The sequence below is a fragment of the Microbispora sp. H10885 genome, assembly GCF_014161415.1.
Lineage (GTDB): Bacteria > Actinomycetota > Actinomycetes > Streptosporangiales > Streptosporangiaceae > Microbispora > Microbispora triticiradicis.
In genome coordinates, this window is the sequence record NZ_JABBWY010000010.1 from 111,325 (window position 1) to 124,158 (window position 12,834).

At 71.5% G+C, this 12,834-nt stretch carries 12 protein-coding genes and 2 pseudogenes; 6 read left to right on the forward strand and 8 right to left on the reverse strand.

From position 1 onward, the window contains the following. Window positions 1–2 precede the first annotated feature (2 nt). Both HHX37_RS25970 and HHX37_RS25975 read left to right on the forward strand, forming a co-directional pair. Entirely contained in the window at window positions 3–1,298 is a 1,296-nt protein-coding gene (locus tag HHX37_RS25970) for a C39 family peptidase (protein ID WP_182887128.1), read from the forward strand. 200 nt (window positions 1,299–1,498) lie between these two features. Further along, on the forward strand, window positions 1,499–1,669 hold the full coding sequence (locus HHX37_RS25975) for a helix-turn-helix domain-containing protein (RefSeq protein ID WP_220499137.1): 171 nt from the start codon (window positions 1,499–1,501) through the stop codon (window positions 1,667–1,669). A 29-nt stretch (window positions 1,670–1,698) separates the two neighbouring features. On the opposite strand, the gene HHX37_RS25980 is transcribed toward HHX37_RS25975, so the two are convergent. Next, window positions 1,699–3,732 carry an AfsR/SARP family transcriptional regulator gene (locus HHX37_RS25980; RefSeq protein ID WP_182887129.1) on the reverse strand — a complete coding sequence of 678 codons (2,034 nt, stop codon included), beginning with the start codon at window positions 3,730–3,732 and terminating at the stop codon, window positions 1,699–1,701. Window positions 3,733–3,844: 112 nt separating this feature from the next. On the opposite strand from HHX37_RS25980, the gene HHX37_RS25985 reads away from it, so the two are divergent. After that, the gene (locus HHX37_RS25985) at window positions 3,845–4,723 is read left to right on the forward strand and encodes an alpha/beta fold hydrolase (protein WP_182881309.1); all 879 of its coding nucleotides are present in this window, start codon (window positions 3,845–3,847) and stop codon (window positions 4,721–4,723) included. Between the two features lie 494 nt (window positions 4,724–5,217). On the opposite strand, the gene HHX37_RS37935 is transcribed toward HHX37_RS25985, so the two are convergent. After that, complete coding sequence (locus HHX37_RS37935; RefSeq protein WP_310740536.1) at window positions 5,218–6,006, reverse strand: tyrosine-type recombinase/integrase; 789 nt, start codon at window positions 6,004–6,006, stop codon at window positions 5,218–5,220. A gap of 15 nt (window positions 6,007–6,021) precedes the next feature. Here HHX37_RS37935 and HHX37_RS37940 point away from each other — a divergent pair, with 15 nt between their 5' ends. Then, complete coding sequence (locus HHX37_RS37940; RefSeq protein ID WP_182887130.1) at window positions 6,022–6,333, forward strand: hypothetical protein; 312 nt, start codon at window positions 6,022–6,024, stop codon at window positions 6,331–6,333. A gap of 299 nt (window positions 6,334–6,632) precedes the next feature. Here HHX37_RS37940 and HHX37_RS26000 read toward each other — a convergent pair. Continuing rightward, a pseudogene (locus HHX37_RS26000) lies at window positions 6,633–6,973 on the reverse strand (transposase); the annotation flags it as partial. Window positions 6,974–6,975: 2 nt separating this feature from the next. Between HHX37_RS26000 and HHX37_RS26005 the strand changes: the two are divergent. After that, a pseudogene (locus HHX37_RS26005) lies at window positions 6,976–7,398 on the forward strand (Tn3 family transposase); the annotation flags it as partial. 38 nt (window positions 7,399–7,436) lie between these two features. On the opposite strand, the gene HHX37_RS26010 reads toward HHX37_RS26005, so the two are convergent. Next, complete coding sequence (locus HHX37_RS26010) at window positions 7,437–8,174, reverse strand: alpha/beta fold hydrolase (protein ID WP_182887131.1); 738 nt, start codon at window positions 8,172–8,174, stop codon at window positions 7,437–7,439. 80 nt (window positions 8,175–8,254) lie between these two features. Here HHX37_RS26010 and HHX37_RS26015 point away from each other — a divergent pair, with 80 nt between their 5' ends. Beyond that, the gene (locus tag HHX37_RS26015) at window positions 8,255–9,235 is read left to right on the forward strand and encodes a helix-turn-helix transcriptional regulator (protein ID WP_182887132.1); all 981 of its coding nucleotides are present in this window, start codon (window positions 8,255–8,257) and stop codon (window positions 9,233–9,235) included. Window positions 9,236–9,257: 22 nt separating this feature from the next. On the opposite strand, the gene HHX37_RS37170 is transcribed toward HHX37_RS26015, so the two are convergent. From HHX37_RS37170 to HHX37_RS26030, 4 genes are all read right to left on the reverse strand, one after another. Beyond that, entirely contained in the window at window positions 9,258–9,536 is a 279-nt protein-coding gene (locus HHX37_RS37170; protein WP_259406784.1) for a hypothetical protein, read from the reverse strand. Between the two features lie 75 nt (window positions 9,537–9,611). Next, window positions 9,612–10,232 (reverse strand): hypothetical protein, encoded by a 621-nt coding sequence (locus HHX37_RS37175; RefSeq protein WP_259406785.1) that lies wholly within the window; start codon window positions 10,230–10,232, stop codon window positions 9,612–9,614. A gap of 212 nt (window positions 10,233–10,444) precedes the next feature. Beyond that, complete coding sequence (locus tag HHX37_RS26025; RefSeq protein WP_182887133.1) at window positions 10,445–11,947, reverse strand: GH1 family beta-glucosidase; 1,503 nt, start codon at window positions 11,945–11,947, stop codon at window positions 10,445–10,447. Beyond that, window positions 11,944–12,834 (reverse strand): carbohydrate ABC transporter permease, encoded by an 891-nt coding sequence (locus tag HHX37_RS26030; protein WP_182887134.1) that lies wholly within the window; start codon window positions 12,832–12,834, stop codon window positions 11,944–11,946. The genes HHX37_RS26025 and HHX37_RS26030 overlap by 4 nt, the downstream gene beginning before the upstream one ends.

Consider the following 12,834-nt stretch of genomic DNA (forward strand, 5'->3'; position numbering starts at 1 on the left):
CCATGCGCGTGCCGACCGCGTTCCTGTCCACCCTCCTTTCCGCCTTCCTGACGGTTGTCCTGGCGGCATCCGTCCTCACCGTCCCCTCCCCGGCCACCGCCGCCGTCGCCGTCGCCGGGGCCGAACCCCCGCCGGGCGGCGTCGACGTCGTCTACCAACGGGCGGTCTTCGGCCCCGGCACGCGGGAGGGCGTGAAGGCGGGGAGGACCCTCTCCTTCGCCGCCCCAGTGGGCACGATCTCGTACACCGACGCGCTCGGCACGAAGAGCTGGGAGTACGCCCGGTGGACCGGCCCCGAGCGGCCGGTCGGGTTCGCCGCCACCGAACTGGTGGCCTCCTGGACCGCCGACGTCCCGGCCGGCAGCTGGCTACAGGTCGAGATGCGCGGCCGCCACGCCGCCGGGCAGACGAAGTGGTACGTCCTCGGCCGCTGGGCGTACGGCGACGAGGACATCCGCCGCACGTCGCTGCCGGGACAGCGCGACGCCGACGGCACGGTCTCGGTCGACACGTTCGTGGCCGCGGCGGGCCGGGCCATCACCGCGTACCAGCTGCGTGTGACGTTGTACCGCACGCCGGGCTCGGCCGTACGGCCGGTGGTCCGCACGCTCGGCGCGATGGCCTCCGCCGTGCCGGACCGGGAGACGGTCCCGGTCAGCCCGGGCGGCATCGCGTGGGGCGTCGAACTGCCCGTGCCGCGCCGCTCGCAGAACGTCCACGAGGGCCACTACCCGCAGTGGGACGGCGGGGGAGAGGCCTGGTGCAGCCCGACCTCGACCACCATGGCGCTCGGCTACTGGGGGAGATGGCCCAGCGCGCGGGACACCTCCTGGGTCGATCCCTCCGATCCCGACCCCGAGGTCGACTACGCCGCCCGCCACACCTACGACTACGCCTACGAGGGCGCGGGCAACTGGCCCTTCAACACCGCCTACGCCGGGCGGTACGGAATGGAGGGGTTCGTCACCCGGCTGCGCTCGCTGACCGAACTGGAGCGGCTGATCAGGGCGGGCGTCCCGGTCGTCACCTCCCAGTCGTTCAAGGCGGAGGAGCTGCCCGGCGCGGGATACAGCACCAACGGCCACCTCATGGTGATCATCGGCTTCACCGCCACGGGCGACGTCATCGCCAACGACCCCGCCTCGCGGGACGACGACGCCGTACGCCACGTGTATCCGCGGGCCGCGTTCGAGAACGTCTGGCTGCGCAGCACCGGCAGCGGCGGGATCGTCTACGTCATCCACCCGCCGGGCCACCGGCTGCCCGCCACGACCCCGGGCCTGCCGGCCAACTGGTGACCCCGGTGCGGCGGCGTCAGCCGGCGCGCTAGGTGTTCTGCCCATGGACGTCGGTGACAGCGGAGGAGTATTGGCGACCCGCTGTCGATGATCTCGAAAAGGGTGAGGGCCTTCTGGCGTGGTGTGAGTCGACCAAGGTTCACATCGCCCGGAGGCCTTCACCCCACCGTGATGCCCCGCGCTTCGAGCGGATCGATCGCGTGCGCCGGGTGCTTGCCCGCGGCAGGGCCCACACGGCGCGCTGGGCGCAGCTCGCCGCGACCGCCGGCTTCTACGACCAGTCCCACATGACCGCCGAGTTCCGCACCCTGATGGGCGTGCCTCCGGCGGCCTTCTTCGCGGGCCGCCTCCCCTCACTCCAGCCCTGCTGAGCCGACGATTCCGCAGCGGGAGAGCAGGCTCACGACCGGCTCGGCGCGACTCCTGTCGGCCGCCGGAGCGCGGCGGCCAGGTCGTCCAGGTGCTCGGCCACCGGGCCGAGCGTCAGCACGCCGCTGCCCGCCCCGGCCAGCTCGCCCGCCGCGGGCAGCAGCGCGGCGTGGGCGCGTTCCATCGTCGTGCGGTCCCCGAGCGTGAGGGCCGCCCGGGCGGCCAGGCACCACATGGCCTCCGTCAGCAGGTCACGCGGCGGCTCGGGCAGGGCACGCAGCGCCGCGGCCGCCTCGGCGCGGCGGTCGCACGCCAGCAGCACCAGGAGCCGGGCCCACGGCGCGTACGGCCCCCAATCGGCATGTTCGACCTCGGGCGGGGGCTGCCCGTGCCGCAGGCGCAGGCACAGCAACGCGAGCGGCAGCAGGCCCCGCTCCATCCCGGGCATGCCGGCCCCGTCCAGCCGGGCGGCGGCATCCCGGTAGGCGGCCTCGGCCTCCTCCACCGTCGCCCGGCCGGTCGCATCGAGGCGCAGCGCCCGATACCACGCGGTGAACACGCCCACGAGGGGCCGCTCGTGCCGTGCGGCCAGGCGCTCGGCCTCCGCGGCGTGGGCGTCGGCGGCTGTGAAGTCTGCGAGGGCCGACCTGGCCTGCATCCGGACGAGACGCCCGAGCACCTCGAAACTGACCAGGCCGTGCCGGGCGGACAGATCCACCAGTTCGGCGCCGATCTCGTCGCGGCGGGCGGCCAGGCCCGTGCGATCGAAGGTCTGCATGAACAGGCCGCTCAGCGCGAACGCCAGCAATGCGGGGTCGTTCATGCGGCGGGCGATCTCCTCGGCCTGCCGCGCTGCCCGCGGCCCCCGGCCGGAGCGGTCGCCGCGCGACTCCAGCGCGATCGTGGCCAGCAGGCGGGCCCGGGCCGCCTCGTGACCGGCCGCCTCGTGACCGGCAGTCTGGGGATCGGCAGTCTGGGGATCGGGGACCAGGGCGGTCAGCGTGCGCCCGGCCGCCGCCACGATGCGCGCCGCCTGCCAGGGGTCGTCGGACCGGGTCCAGACGGCCGGGACGTCGAAGGCGCCGATCACCCTGGCGGTCAGCTCCGCGTCGCCGAGCTCCTCGGCCGCCTCGACGGCGGCCACGCGGTGCTCGCGCGCCGCCTGCAGGCCGCCGCCCCCGGTCATGGCGAGATCGCGCAGTAGTCCTGCCGTCGACTCAAGGCGGGCCCGCGCCCCGGAGGCGACCGCGCGGTCGTAGGCGGCGGTCGTCTCGGCCCACACCCGTTCGGCCGCGCCGCGCACGGAGGACTCAAGGTGATCGGCCTGGCGCAGGATGTCGGTCTCCAGGCGGCGCAGCCCCGGGCCCGGGTCCACTCCCAGCTCGTCCACTAGCAACGCCCGCGCCCGGCGCAGCACGGCGAGCGCGTCGCCCTGCCGCCCGCTGCGGTACAGCGCGAGCGCGAGCAGCCGCCAGGCCTCCTCCCGCCAAGGGTGCCCGGCCGCGTGCGCGTCCAGGTCGGGCACCGCCTCGGCCGCCCGGCCCAGGGCCAGCCGCATCTCCGCGTGACGCTCGACCGCGTGCAACCGGAGCTCGGCCAGGCGGGAGCGCTCGGCGCGGGCCCAGTCCTGGTCGGCGAACTCCGCGTAGGCGGGGCCGCGCCACCACCCCAGCGCCTCCTCCAGCCGTCCGAGCCCGTCTTCGGGGGACTGATCCGCGGTGGCGGCCACCGCGTGTTCGAAGCGCCATGCGTCCACCGCGTCGGCGCCGGCCCGTAGCGCGTACCCCGGTCCCTCTGTCACCAGCAGCCGTGCGGGGGTGCGGGGCGGCCGGTCGGGTTCCAGCGCGCGGCGCAGCGCCGCCACGAACGTCCGTACGGCCCCGACCGCGCCCTCTGGCGGTTCGTCCCACAGGTCGTCGATCAGGCGGGTGACCGGGACGACGCGGCCGCGGGCGACGATCAGCCGGGCCAGCACCGCCCGGTGCCGAGGCCCCTTCAGGGCGATCGCGCCGCCGGTGCCGTCCCAAGCCGTCACCGGCCCCAGCACGCCGAACGCGATCCCCACCTGCGGCCCCTTTCCCCGCCTGGCCTTAGGTCACGTTAGCGCGCTGACCGGATGCTCATTCACGCCCGGCAGCCTGGGGGCATCTGATCCCGCACAGAAAGGGGGGCGCGTGATGGCGCCTGTCCTTCCCGGTTTCGACTACCTTCGCGTGCCGGTCGCCGACGGCGTGTCGCTGAACGCGGCCGTCGCCGGGTCGGGGAGCCCGATCGTGCTGCTGCACGGCTTCCCCCAGACCCACCTGATGTGGCGGCACGTCGCCGCCGACCTGGCTGCCGACCACACCGTGATCTGTCCCGACCTGCGTGGCTACGGCGCCAGCGACAAGCCAGCCGAGGCCGGTCGCGAGACCTATTCCAAGCGCACCATGGCCGCCGACGTCGTCGCCCTGGCGCGGGCGCTGGGACATGAGCGGTTCGCGCTGGCCGGGCACGACCGCGGCGCGCTGGTCGCCTTCCGCGCCGGGCTCGACCACCCGGCCTCGATCAGCCACCTGGCGTGCCTCGACGTGCTTCCCACGCTGGACATGTGGGAGGTGATGCACGGCGCGGGCGCCGCCGTCGGATTCCACCTGTACCTGCTGGCCCAGCCGCCCGGCCTGCCCGAACGGATGATCAGCGCGAGCGCGGACGACTTCTTCGGCCACTTCCTCGACGTCTGGACCCTGGACCACGAGGCGATCCCCGCCGGCGTACGCGCCGCCTACCTGGACGCCTGCCGTGCGGCGGTGCCCTCGATCGTGGCGGACTACCGCGCGTCGGCGGGCATCGACGTGGACCACGACCGGGCGGACCGGGAGGCGGGGAACCTGCTGCGGATGCCGGTGACCGTGCTCCAGCAGGACTGGGGGGCCGCCCTCGGGTATGACGCCGAGGCGCTGTGGGGCGCCTGGGCCCCCGACCTGGTGCACACGACGGTCGGATGCGGGCACTTCATGGCCGAAGAGGACCCGGCCGGCGTCGCTGGGGCCCTGCGCGCCCTCCTCACCCGCTGATCGGGGCGCCGGCACCGGACGCTTCATCGACCGCCATGGCGAGATCGCCTGGTCTTGAGACCGCCGGTGCCGGGTCACCGGCCCTGAAGAACAGAACGGGCAGAACATCGAGACCGATTCTGGGCGGGAGTCAACCGCTGACAGACGATCTACTCCGGAGACTGCCGCCTCCGACCAGCGTGAGAACCTGGGGCGACCGTCACGCCAGCCCTTTGACCTGTGTCTTCAAGTCGACGGAGGCTCACGGTGTCGCCGTCCAGGACTTGTGCGGTGAGCCGTTCCATCAGCTCCGGGTCGGTGCCGCTTCTGCGGCCGGTGATGCGGGCGCGGACCGGGCGGTGGTGGCCGATGGCCTGTGCGTCGTCGGACATGTCGGCTTCCTCGGCTTCGGCGAGCGCCCGCTACAGGCCTGTCGTTAACGAAGCTGTCACCAAGTACACGCGATCGCGTTTGCCCTGATCAGCAACATAAGATCCTGGGCCCTGGCCGTACGGTCAGCGCGCCACTCGGTCACGGCGCCGCCGGGCGGCACGAATCTCGGCGTCGGCGGCCTTGTCGTCCAGCAGCGCGTACAGCTGGGTGGCCTCGGTGCTGGCGTGGCCGAGGCGGCGGCGGACGGCCTCGATCGATACCCCGGCGTTGATCAACTCGGTGGCGTGTGCGTGACGCAGCTGGTGGATGTCGATCTCGACTCCGGCGGCGGCGCAGTAGGTCTGCCAGCGGTGGTGGGCGGCGTCGTAGGACAGCGGCCCGCCGGTGCCATTGATGGAGGCGCGGAACAGCGGGCCGGCGGTGTAGCCGGCGCGGGTCAGGTAGAGCTTGAGCAGGGCGACGTAGCCGCGGTCGTCCAGCAGCACGGTGCGGACGCTGCCGCCCTTGCCGCAGAAGCGCACGTGTTCGTCGTCCAGGCGCAGATCGAGGTCCTCGACGTACAGACCGCAGACTTCGGAGGCGCGGGCGCCGCAGACGTGAGCGGTCTCGAACAGCACCCGGTCGCGCAGCCCGGGTCGGCGGTGATGGCGCCCAGTCGAGGACCGGTCGGGTCGAGTGGAGAATCGTCGGACGGGGGCGGAGCCGTGGGCAGCGCCGCGGTCACGTCGACTCGGGTCCAGGCCTTGCCGTCGAAGTGGTGCACCGATGAGGCCTCGCCGTCGAGGGCCCAGCCGAGGGCCCAGATGTCGGAGGCGGAGCGGGCGCTGACTCGATAGGCGGAGAAGGAGACGCCCTGTTCCGACCAGGTGGCGCCGTTGTAGTGCCAGGCCTTGTGATCGCCCCAGGCCCACACGTCGTTGTCAGCGGTGACGGCAAGGCTCGCGGCCGTACCGGGAAGCTTCTGGGCGATCTCCCAGGTGCGTCCGTCCCAGCGCAGGACGGAGGTGCCGCTCTCGTCGTTGGCCAGGGCCCACACGTTGGAGGGGGAGGACGCGGCGAGCGAGCTGATGTCGCCGCGTTCCACTGGGAAGTCGCTTTTCGTCCAGCGGTCGCCGTCCCAGTGGAAGACCGTGGGGCGGTGTGGGCCGTCGGCCATCGGCAGCCAGGCGCCGATGCCGAGGATGTCCCAGCCGACGGCCCAGGCGTCGTGCTCGCCGGTGGCGATGACCTGTCCGTAGGTGACCGACGACTGGGCGGCCACCAGTTTCCAGCGGTCGTTGCCGTCGTCCAAAGGGTGCGTCCACCAGAGCCAGAGGCCGGCGGCGGCTGCGACCGCCGCGACGACGGCTGCCCATCCGAGCCACCGCCCGGTGGCGGCCAGCTTCAGAAACATGATCGAAGCGTATAAAGGCTGCTAGAACGGCGCGTGAGTATCCCTACTCAGCTGGGTGAGCGTAGGGCCCAGAGCTGTGAAGGCATTCAGCGACACGTAGCAAAATCAACGCGAGTGCGAACACATTCGACCTGCGTAAGGGCGTCAAGCGGCAGCCTCCAGGCGCGCCGGAAAGGCCACGTGTTCGTCATAGGTCGTGCCCTTCTGGAGGCAGTGGTGCAGACAGCCCGGTCGCCTTCGGCGCGCCGGCGGTCGTAGTGGGCCCGGGGGCCTGGTGCTCGCAAGGAGGCGAAGGCCCAGACATACCCAGCTGCGGCCAGGCGCTGGTTCTTCACCTTGCGATGGTGGACGACCAGGCTCTTGCCCGAGGCGCGGGTGATGGGCGCCGATCCGGCGTAGGCCTTCAGCGCGCGGGCGTCGGCGAAGCGGGACCGGTCGTCGCCGATCTCGGCGAGCATGCGGGCTCCGGTCAGGTCAGCAAGGCCGCATCGCCTCATATGGCCGCATACCCAAGAGCCTTCACATCCTGCGACTGGCCGACGAACCCGGCTACCGCCGCCAGATCAAGACCCAGGCCAACCTGCAGGAGGGCCGCCACGCCCTGAGCCGCAAGATCTTCCACGGCCGCAACGGGCAGCTCTACCAGCGCTACGCCGACGGCATGGAAGACCAACTCGGCGCCCTGGGCCTGGTCCTGAACGCCGTCGTGCTGTTCAACACCCGCTACATCGACGCCGCCGTCGCCGAGCTGAGCGGGCAGGGCTTCGACGTCCGCGACGCCGACGTGGCCCGTCTTTCGCCGTTCGTGCGGCACCACATCAACATGCTCGGCCGGTACTCCTTCCAACTGCCAGAGCTGCCCGGCGGGATGAGACCGCTGCGCGGCCCTGACGACGCCGACGAGCAGTAACGTCGGCGTCCTTATCGCTTCGCCGGGTGAGAGCGGATTTATGAGGAGACGGCGGCATGCAGGATGCCGGCGAGTTCGGCAGGCGCCGAGAGCATCGGCCAGTGCCCGGTGGACAGGCCGAAGCGCTGCCACGGCGGCTGGTTCAGGAAGGCCAGCATCGGCACGCCGGCATCGAGCAGCCCCGTGAAGTCATGGCAGGCGATCACGACGCGATCCACGCCGGGCCCGGGTTCGGTTGGTCCGGTCAGAGGCTGGGTGTAAGTGCCGAACGGCTGAGGCGTGGCACGCGTGCGCAGGAGGTCAAGCTGGGTCTCGTCAAGTCCGTCTAGGCTGTTGGACAGGCCCAGGACTTCGGCGGGCGGCATCGCCAGCCGCCAGCCGTCGCCGGATGAGGCGACCTGCTGACGCAGTTGGTCGGCGGCCTGCGGTGGCATGAGGTCGAGCATGCACATGCCCGCGGGGAACGGGGCGCTGTCCACGTAGATCACACGTTCCAGCCGGTCACCGAAGCGTCCGGCCGCCCCGGTAACGGGGGCGGCCGCGTAGCTGTGCGCGACCAGGGTGACGTCGTGTAGATCATTCCGCTCGACGAATCCGGTGATATCCGCGATGTGCGCGTCCAGGTCCGTCTGTGGCCCGCCCTGGCCGGCGTTCTCGGCCAGGCCAGTCAACGTCAGCGGCAGTGCTGTATGGCCCCGCTCCTGCAGAGCGTGGGCTGTCTCTTCCCAGGCCCACGCCCCGAGCCAGGCGCCGGGAACGAGTACGAAGGTGGCCATGTGATCTCCCTGAGGTGAGGTACTGCAGGGAGAGTAAGGTCGATACAGGACAGTTCCCGCCCTAGAATTCCGGGTGATCCATGTCACATCCGCTGACCCGCGCGTTGACCCTGCTGGAACTCCTGCAGTCGCACGCCGTACTCACCGGGGTTGAGCTGGCTGACCGCCTGGATACCGACGTCCGCACGGTGCGCCGCTACATCTCCCATCTGCGGGAGCTGGGCATCCCGGTGCAGGCCGAACGCGGCCGCTACGGCGGCTACCGCCTGGCCCGCGGCTACCGGATGCCGCCGCTGGTGCTCACCAACGACGAGGCCCTCGCCGTGGTGCTGGGTCTTCGGGCCGCGGAACGCTTGGGCATGGGCACGACCGCCCCGGCCAACGCCGGCGCCCTGGCCAAGATCGAGCGGGTGCTGCCGAACGCCTTGCGCGAACCGCTCGCCGCGATGCGGGAGACGCTGTCCTTCACCGCCAACGCCGTGCCCGGGCAGGCGCCCGAAACAGGCGTGCTGCTGGCGCTGGCCCAGGCCTCCCGCGCCCGCACGACCGTCGGTATCGGTTACCAGTCGTGGCGCCAAGACCACACCGAACGCGACGTCGACCCCTACGGCGTGGTCTTCCACACCGGACGCTGGTACGTCGTCGGGCACGACCACCTCCGCGCTGCCCTGCGGACCTTCCGCATAGACCGCATCGCCTCCGTCACCCCACGCCCCCGCGGTTTCGCCAAGCCCGACGGGTTCGACCCCGTCGCCCATCTGACCTCGACCCTGGCCCAAGCCCCATACCGCTGGCAGGTCCAGGTGACGATCCACGGCCCCCTCGATGAGGTCGCCCGTCGGCTGCCACGCTCGGCCGTCACACTCACCGCCGGCACCAGCGGAGTCCTGATGCACGCGCGGGCGGAACGGCTGGACGGCATGGCCCACATGCTCGCCTCCCTGGAATGGCCCTTCACCATCCACCAACCCGACGAACTTCGACAGGAGCTCAGGAACCTGGCCGATCGACTCACCCAAGCCGCAGAACGACCATCAGGGGAAAAGCGAAAGTCGGCGTAAACCAGCGCCCGCGCCCCCGGTCTCAGCGTCTGCTGTCGCCGGGTGCCAGCAGGCTCGTGAGTTCGGCGACAGCTTCGGGCGACGGCTTGAAGTAGCGGCGCAGGTTCCCCGGCTTCTTGTGCCGGGACTTAGCCATCAGCATCAGCAGCGACGCCCCGACCTCGCCGAGATGAGTCAGGGCGGAATGGCGGTATTCGTGCAGGTCCCACCCGGTCCCCGGCCCCCGCACCGCGGTGTGCGCGTCCAGCAGGGCGCGGGCCTGGCCGTAGGACAGACGTGCCGCTCCGGTGTCCGGGCACACGTCGCGGGGCCCCGACGATCTTCCCCGGCCCCGGACGGCGAGCCGTGACGAACACCGGCCCTCGGGTGCGGCCCTTCAACAGCCGTGGCAGCAACCGCGCGTGCCGGCGTCCCAGTACACCGTCTCCAGCACGAAGTCCTCGCGCACCTGCCCGCGCCGCCGGACCTTGGCCCGTGCGCCCTTGGCCTTCACCTGGGCACGACGTCCGGCGAAGTCCAGATCCTCGATGTTCAAGCCCAGGATCTCCTCGGCCCTCGCGGCGGTCTCGTACGGTATCCGCCACAGCGTCTTCTCCCGCAGTCCGACGTCCCGCCGCGCAATCAGCCGGTCGATCGCCATCTTCGACCGCACCGGGGTCTGCGAGTCCGGCGCCGCCAGCCGCTTCGCCCACCCCGGAACCGTCGGCGCGTCGTGGCCGCGCTCGCGGCACCAGGACAGCCAGGAGACCACCGCGGCCCGGCGGACGTTCCAGGTGCCCACCGCCGCGGTGCCCCACAGCGCCTCCAGCGCCTCCCCGACCTCGTCGTCGGCTACTGTCGCCAGCAGCCGGCCCCCGCCGAGGCGTTCAACGGTCTTCCCGACGCCGATCCCATAGCTGCGGACGGTGTTCGGGTTGCCGAGCGAGTCCAGGAACGCATCGGCCGCCTCCTGAACGGTGACGGCGTTGCCGACCGGCAACTGTATGAGTACGGACACCGCATCCCCTTGCCACAGATAACAGGGGCGGCTCGTGCAGCGCCTGGAGAACGCCCCCGCAGGCCGCGACTCAGCCTGCCGCAGACAATAGGGCGTTATCTGTAGGAAAACTTCAGGCCGTGCTCGCCGCCGACGAGCCATCAATCGCTCACCGGGGGCGACTAGGACTTAGCGCCAGTTTTTGTTCCGATGTTCCTCGCCCCCCGAGACCGTCACGTCGATTCCTCCGCCGCCTGGGAAAGCGACCCCGGTCCCCAGCGCTCATCTCTGGGGGTGCCGGCGACCAGGATGTCGGCCGGGCCGGTGGTCGCGGGGCGGGCGGTGACGGGGGTGGTGACGACCGGGTCGGCGATGAAGTCCCGCATCCAGCGGAAGCTGGCCTTCGGCGTGCGCGCCTGGGTGTCGTAGTCGACGTGCACGAGGCCGAACCTCGCCGAATACCCCCGCGCCCACTCAAAGTTGTCCAGCAACGACCAGCAGAAGTACCCGCGCACGTCGGCGCCCGCCGTCATCGCCTTACGGGTCGCGGTCAGGTGGTCGCGCAGGTAGTCGATGCGCCCGGTGTCCTCCAGCGCGCCGTCGTCGCCGTACCCGTTCTCGGTGATGTAGACCGGCGGCAGGTCGGGATAGCGGGAGGTCAGGTCGACCAGGGTCTCGTACAGGCCCTCGGGCTCCACCACCCAGCCCAGCCCGCTGGTGCGCGCGTCCTCGGGCGTGACGGTGCGCACGCCCAAATCGAACGCCGAGCGCCGGACGGGATCGGCCTCCTCGTACGGCGCGGCCTCCACGTGCAGGCGGTAGTAGTAGTTCACCCCGAGGAAGTCCACCGGCCTGCCGACGATCTCCAAATCGCCGTCCCAGCGGAAGGAGAAGCCGCTGATCCGGCCGAACGTCTCGGCCATGTCGGCGGCGTAGGCACCGCCGAAGAGAGGTTCGGTGAACTGCCGGTTGACCAGCAGGTCCATCCGGCGCGCGGCCTGGACGTCCTGCGGCGACGAGGTGACGGGAACCGTCGGCGACATGTTGAGCGTCAGCCCGATCTGCTGACCGGACCTGGCCATCTCCCGCAGGCGCCCCACGGCGAGGCCGTGCCCGAGCAGCAAGTGGTGGGCCGAGGCGAGCGCGCCGTGCCCCTCCTTGGCGCCGGGCGCGTGCCGGCCCTCGCCGTAGCCGACGATGGCCGAGCAGTACGGCTCGTTGAGCGTGATCCAGTTCGACACCGACTCGCCGAGGGCGTCGTACATCACCTCGGCGTAGTCGGCGAAACGCTCGGCGGTGTCGCGGACCCGCCAGCCCCCGAGGTCCTCGAGCGCTTGCGGCAGGTCCCAGTGGTACAAAGTGACGTACGGCTCGATGCCGCCCTCCCGCAGGGCGTCCACCAGTCGCCGGTAGAAGTCCAGCCCGCGCCGGTTCACCGGCCCGCGCCCGTCGGGCAGCACCCGCGGCCAGGCAACGGAGAATCGGTAGGCCCCCGCCCCCAGGTCTTTCATGAGGCCGACATCCTCTTGCCAGCGGTGATAGTGGTCGCAGGCGATCTCACCCGACTCGCCCCGTGCCACCGCGCCGGGCACCCGGCAGAAGGTGTCCCAGATCGAGGGCCCCCGGCCGTCGGTTTCGACGGCCCCCTCGATCTGGTACGCCGCGGTGGCCGTGCCCCACACGAAGCCGGCGGGAAAGGTCCGCGGCCGGGTGCGACTTTCCTCGATCGCCGTCATCCCTTGATCGCTCCTGACATGATTCCTCCGATGATCTGCCGGCCCAGGGCCGCGAAGACGGCCACGACGGGCACTGTCGCCAGCACCGTGCCGGTGAGCACGAGCGCGTAGTCGGTCGTGTAGCCGCTGGCCAGCGAGGAGAGCGCGACCTGCACGGTCGGGTTCTCCGGGGTGAGGACCACCAGCGGCCAGAAGAAGTCGTTCCATGCCTGCATGAACGTGAACAGCCCGAGCACGGCCGCGGCCGGCCGCGCCGCGGGCACCACCACGTGCCAGAACAGGCGCAAGGTGGAGCAGCCGTCGATCCGTCCGGCCTCCAGGAGTTCGTCCGGCACCGCGCTCGACAGGTACTGCGTCATGAAGAAGACACCGAACGCCGTGACCAGGCCGGGCACGATCACCGCCTCCAGCCGGCCGGTCCAGCCGAGCTCCGCCATGAGGATGTAGAGCGGGATGATCCCGAGCTGGTGCGGCACGGTGGTGGTCGCGATGGCCATGACCAGCAGCGACGTCCGGCCCCGGAAGCGGAGCTTGGCGAAGGCGAACCCGGCCAGCGTGGAGAACAGCACGACCGAGACGGTGACCGAGCCGGAGACGATGAAGGAGTTGAGCATCGCCTTACCGAACGCGGTCGTGTCGAAGACCCGCGCGATGTTCTCGAACAGGTGCCCGCCGGGCGTCAGGACGGGAGGCACGCGGGCGATGGCGTCGTTGTCGTGCGACGCCACGATGAGCGACCAGTAGACGGGGAACAGGGAGCCGAGCAGGACGGCGACCAGCGCCGCATAGGTCCAGAACCCGGCCGAGCGGCGCCCGCCGCGGGAGCGGGCCGCCCGCGAGCGGGGCACGCGCGCCTTCCGGGGCGCCTCGGTGATGATCGTCGTCAC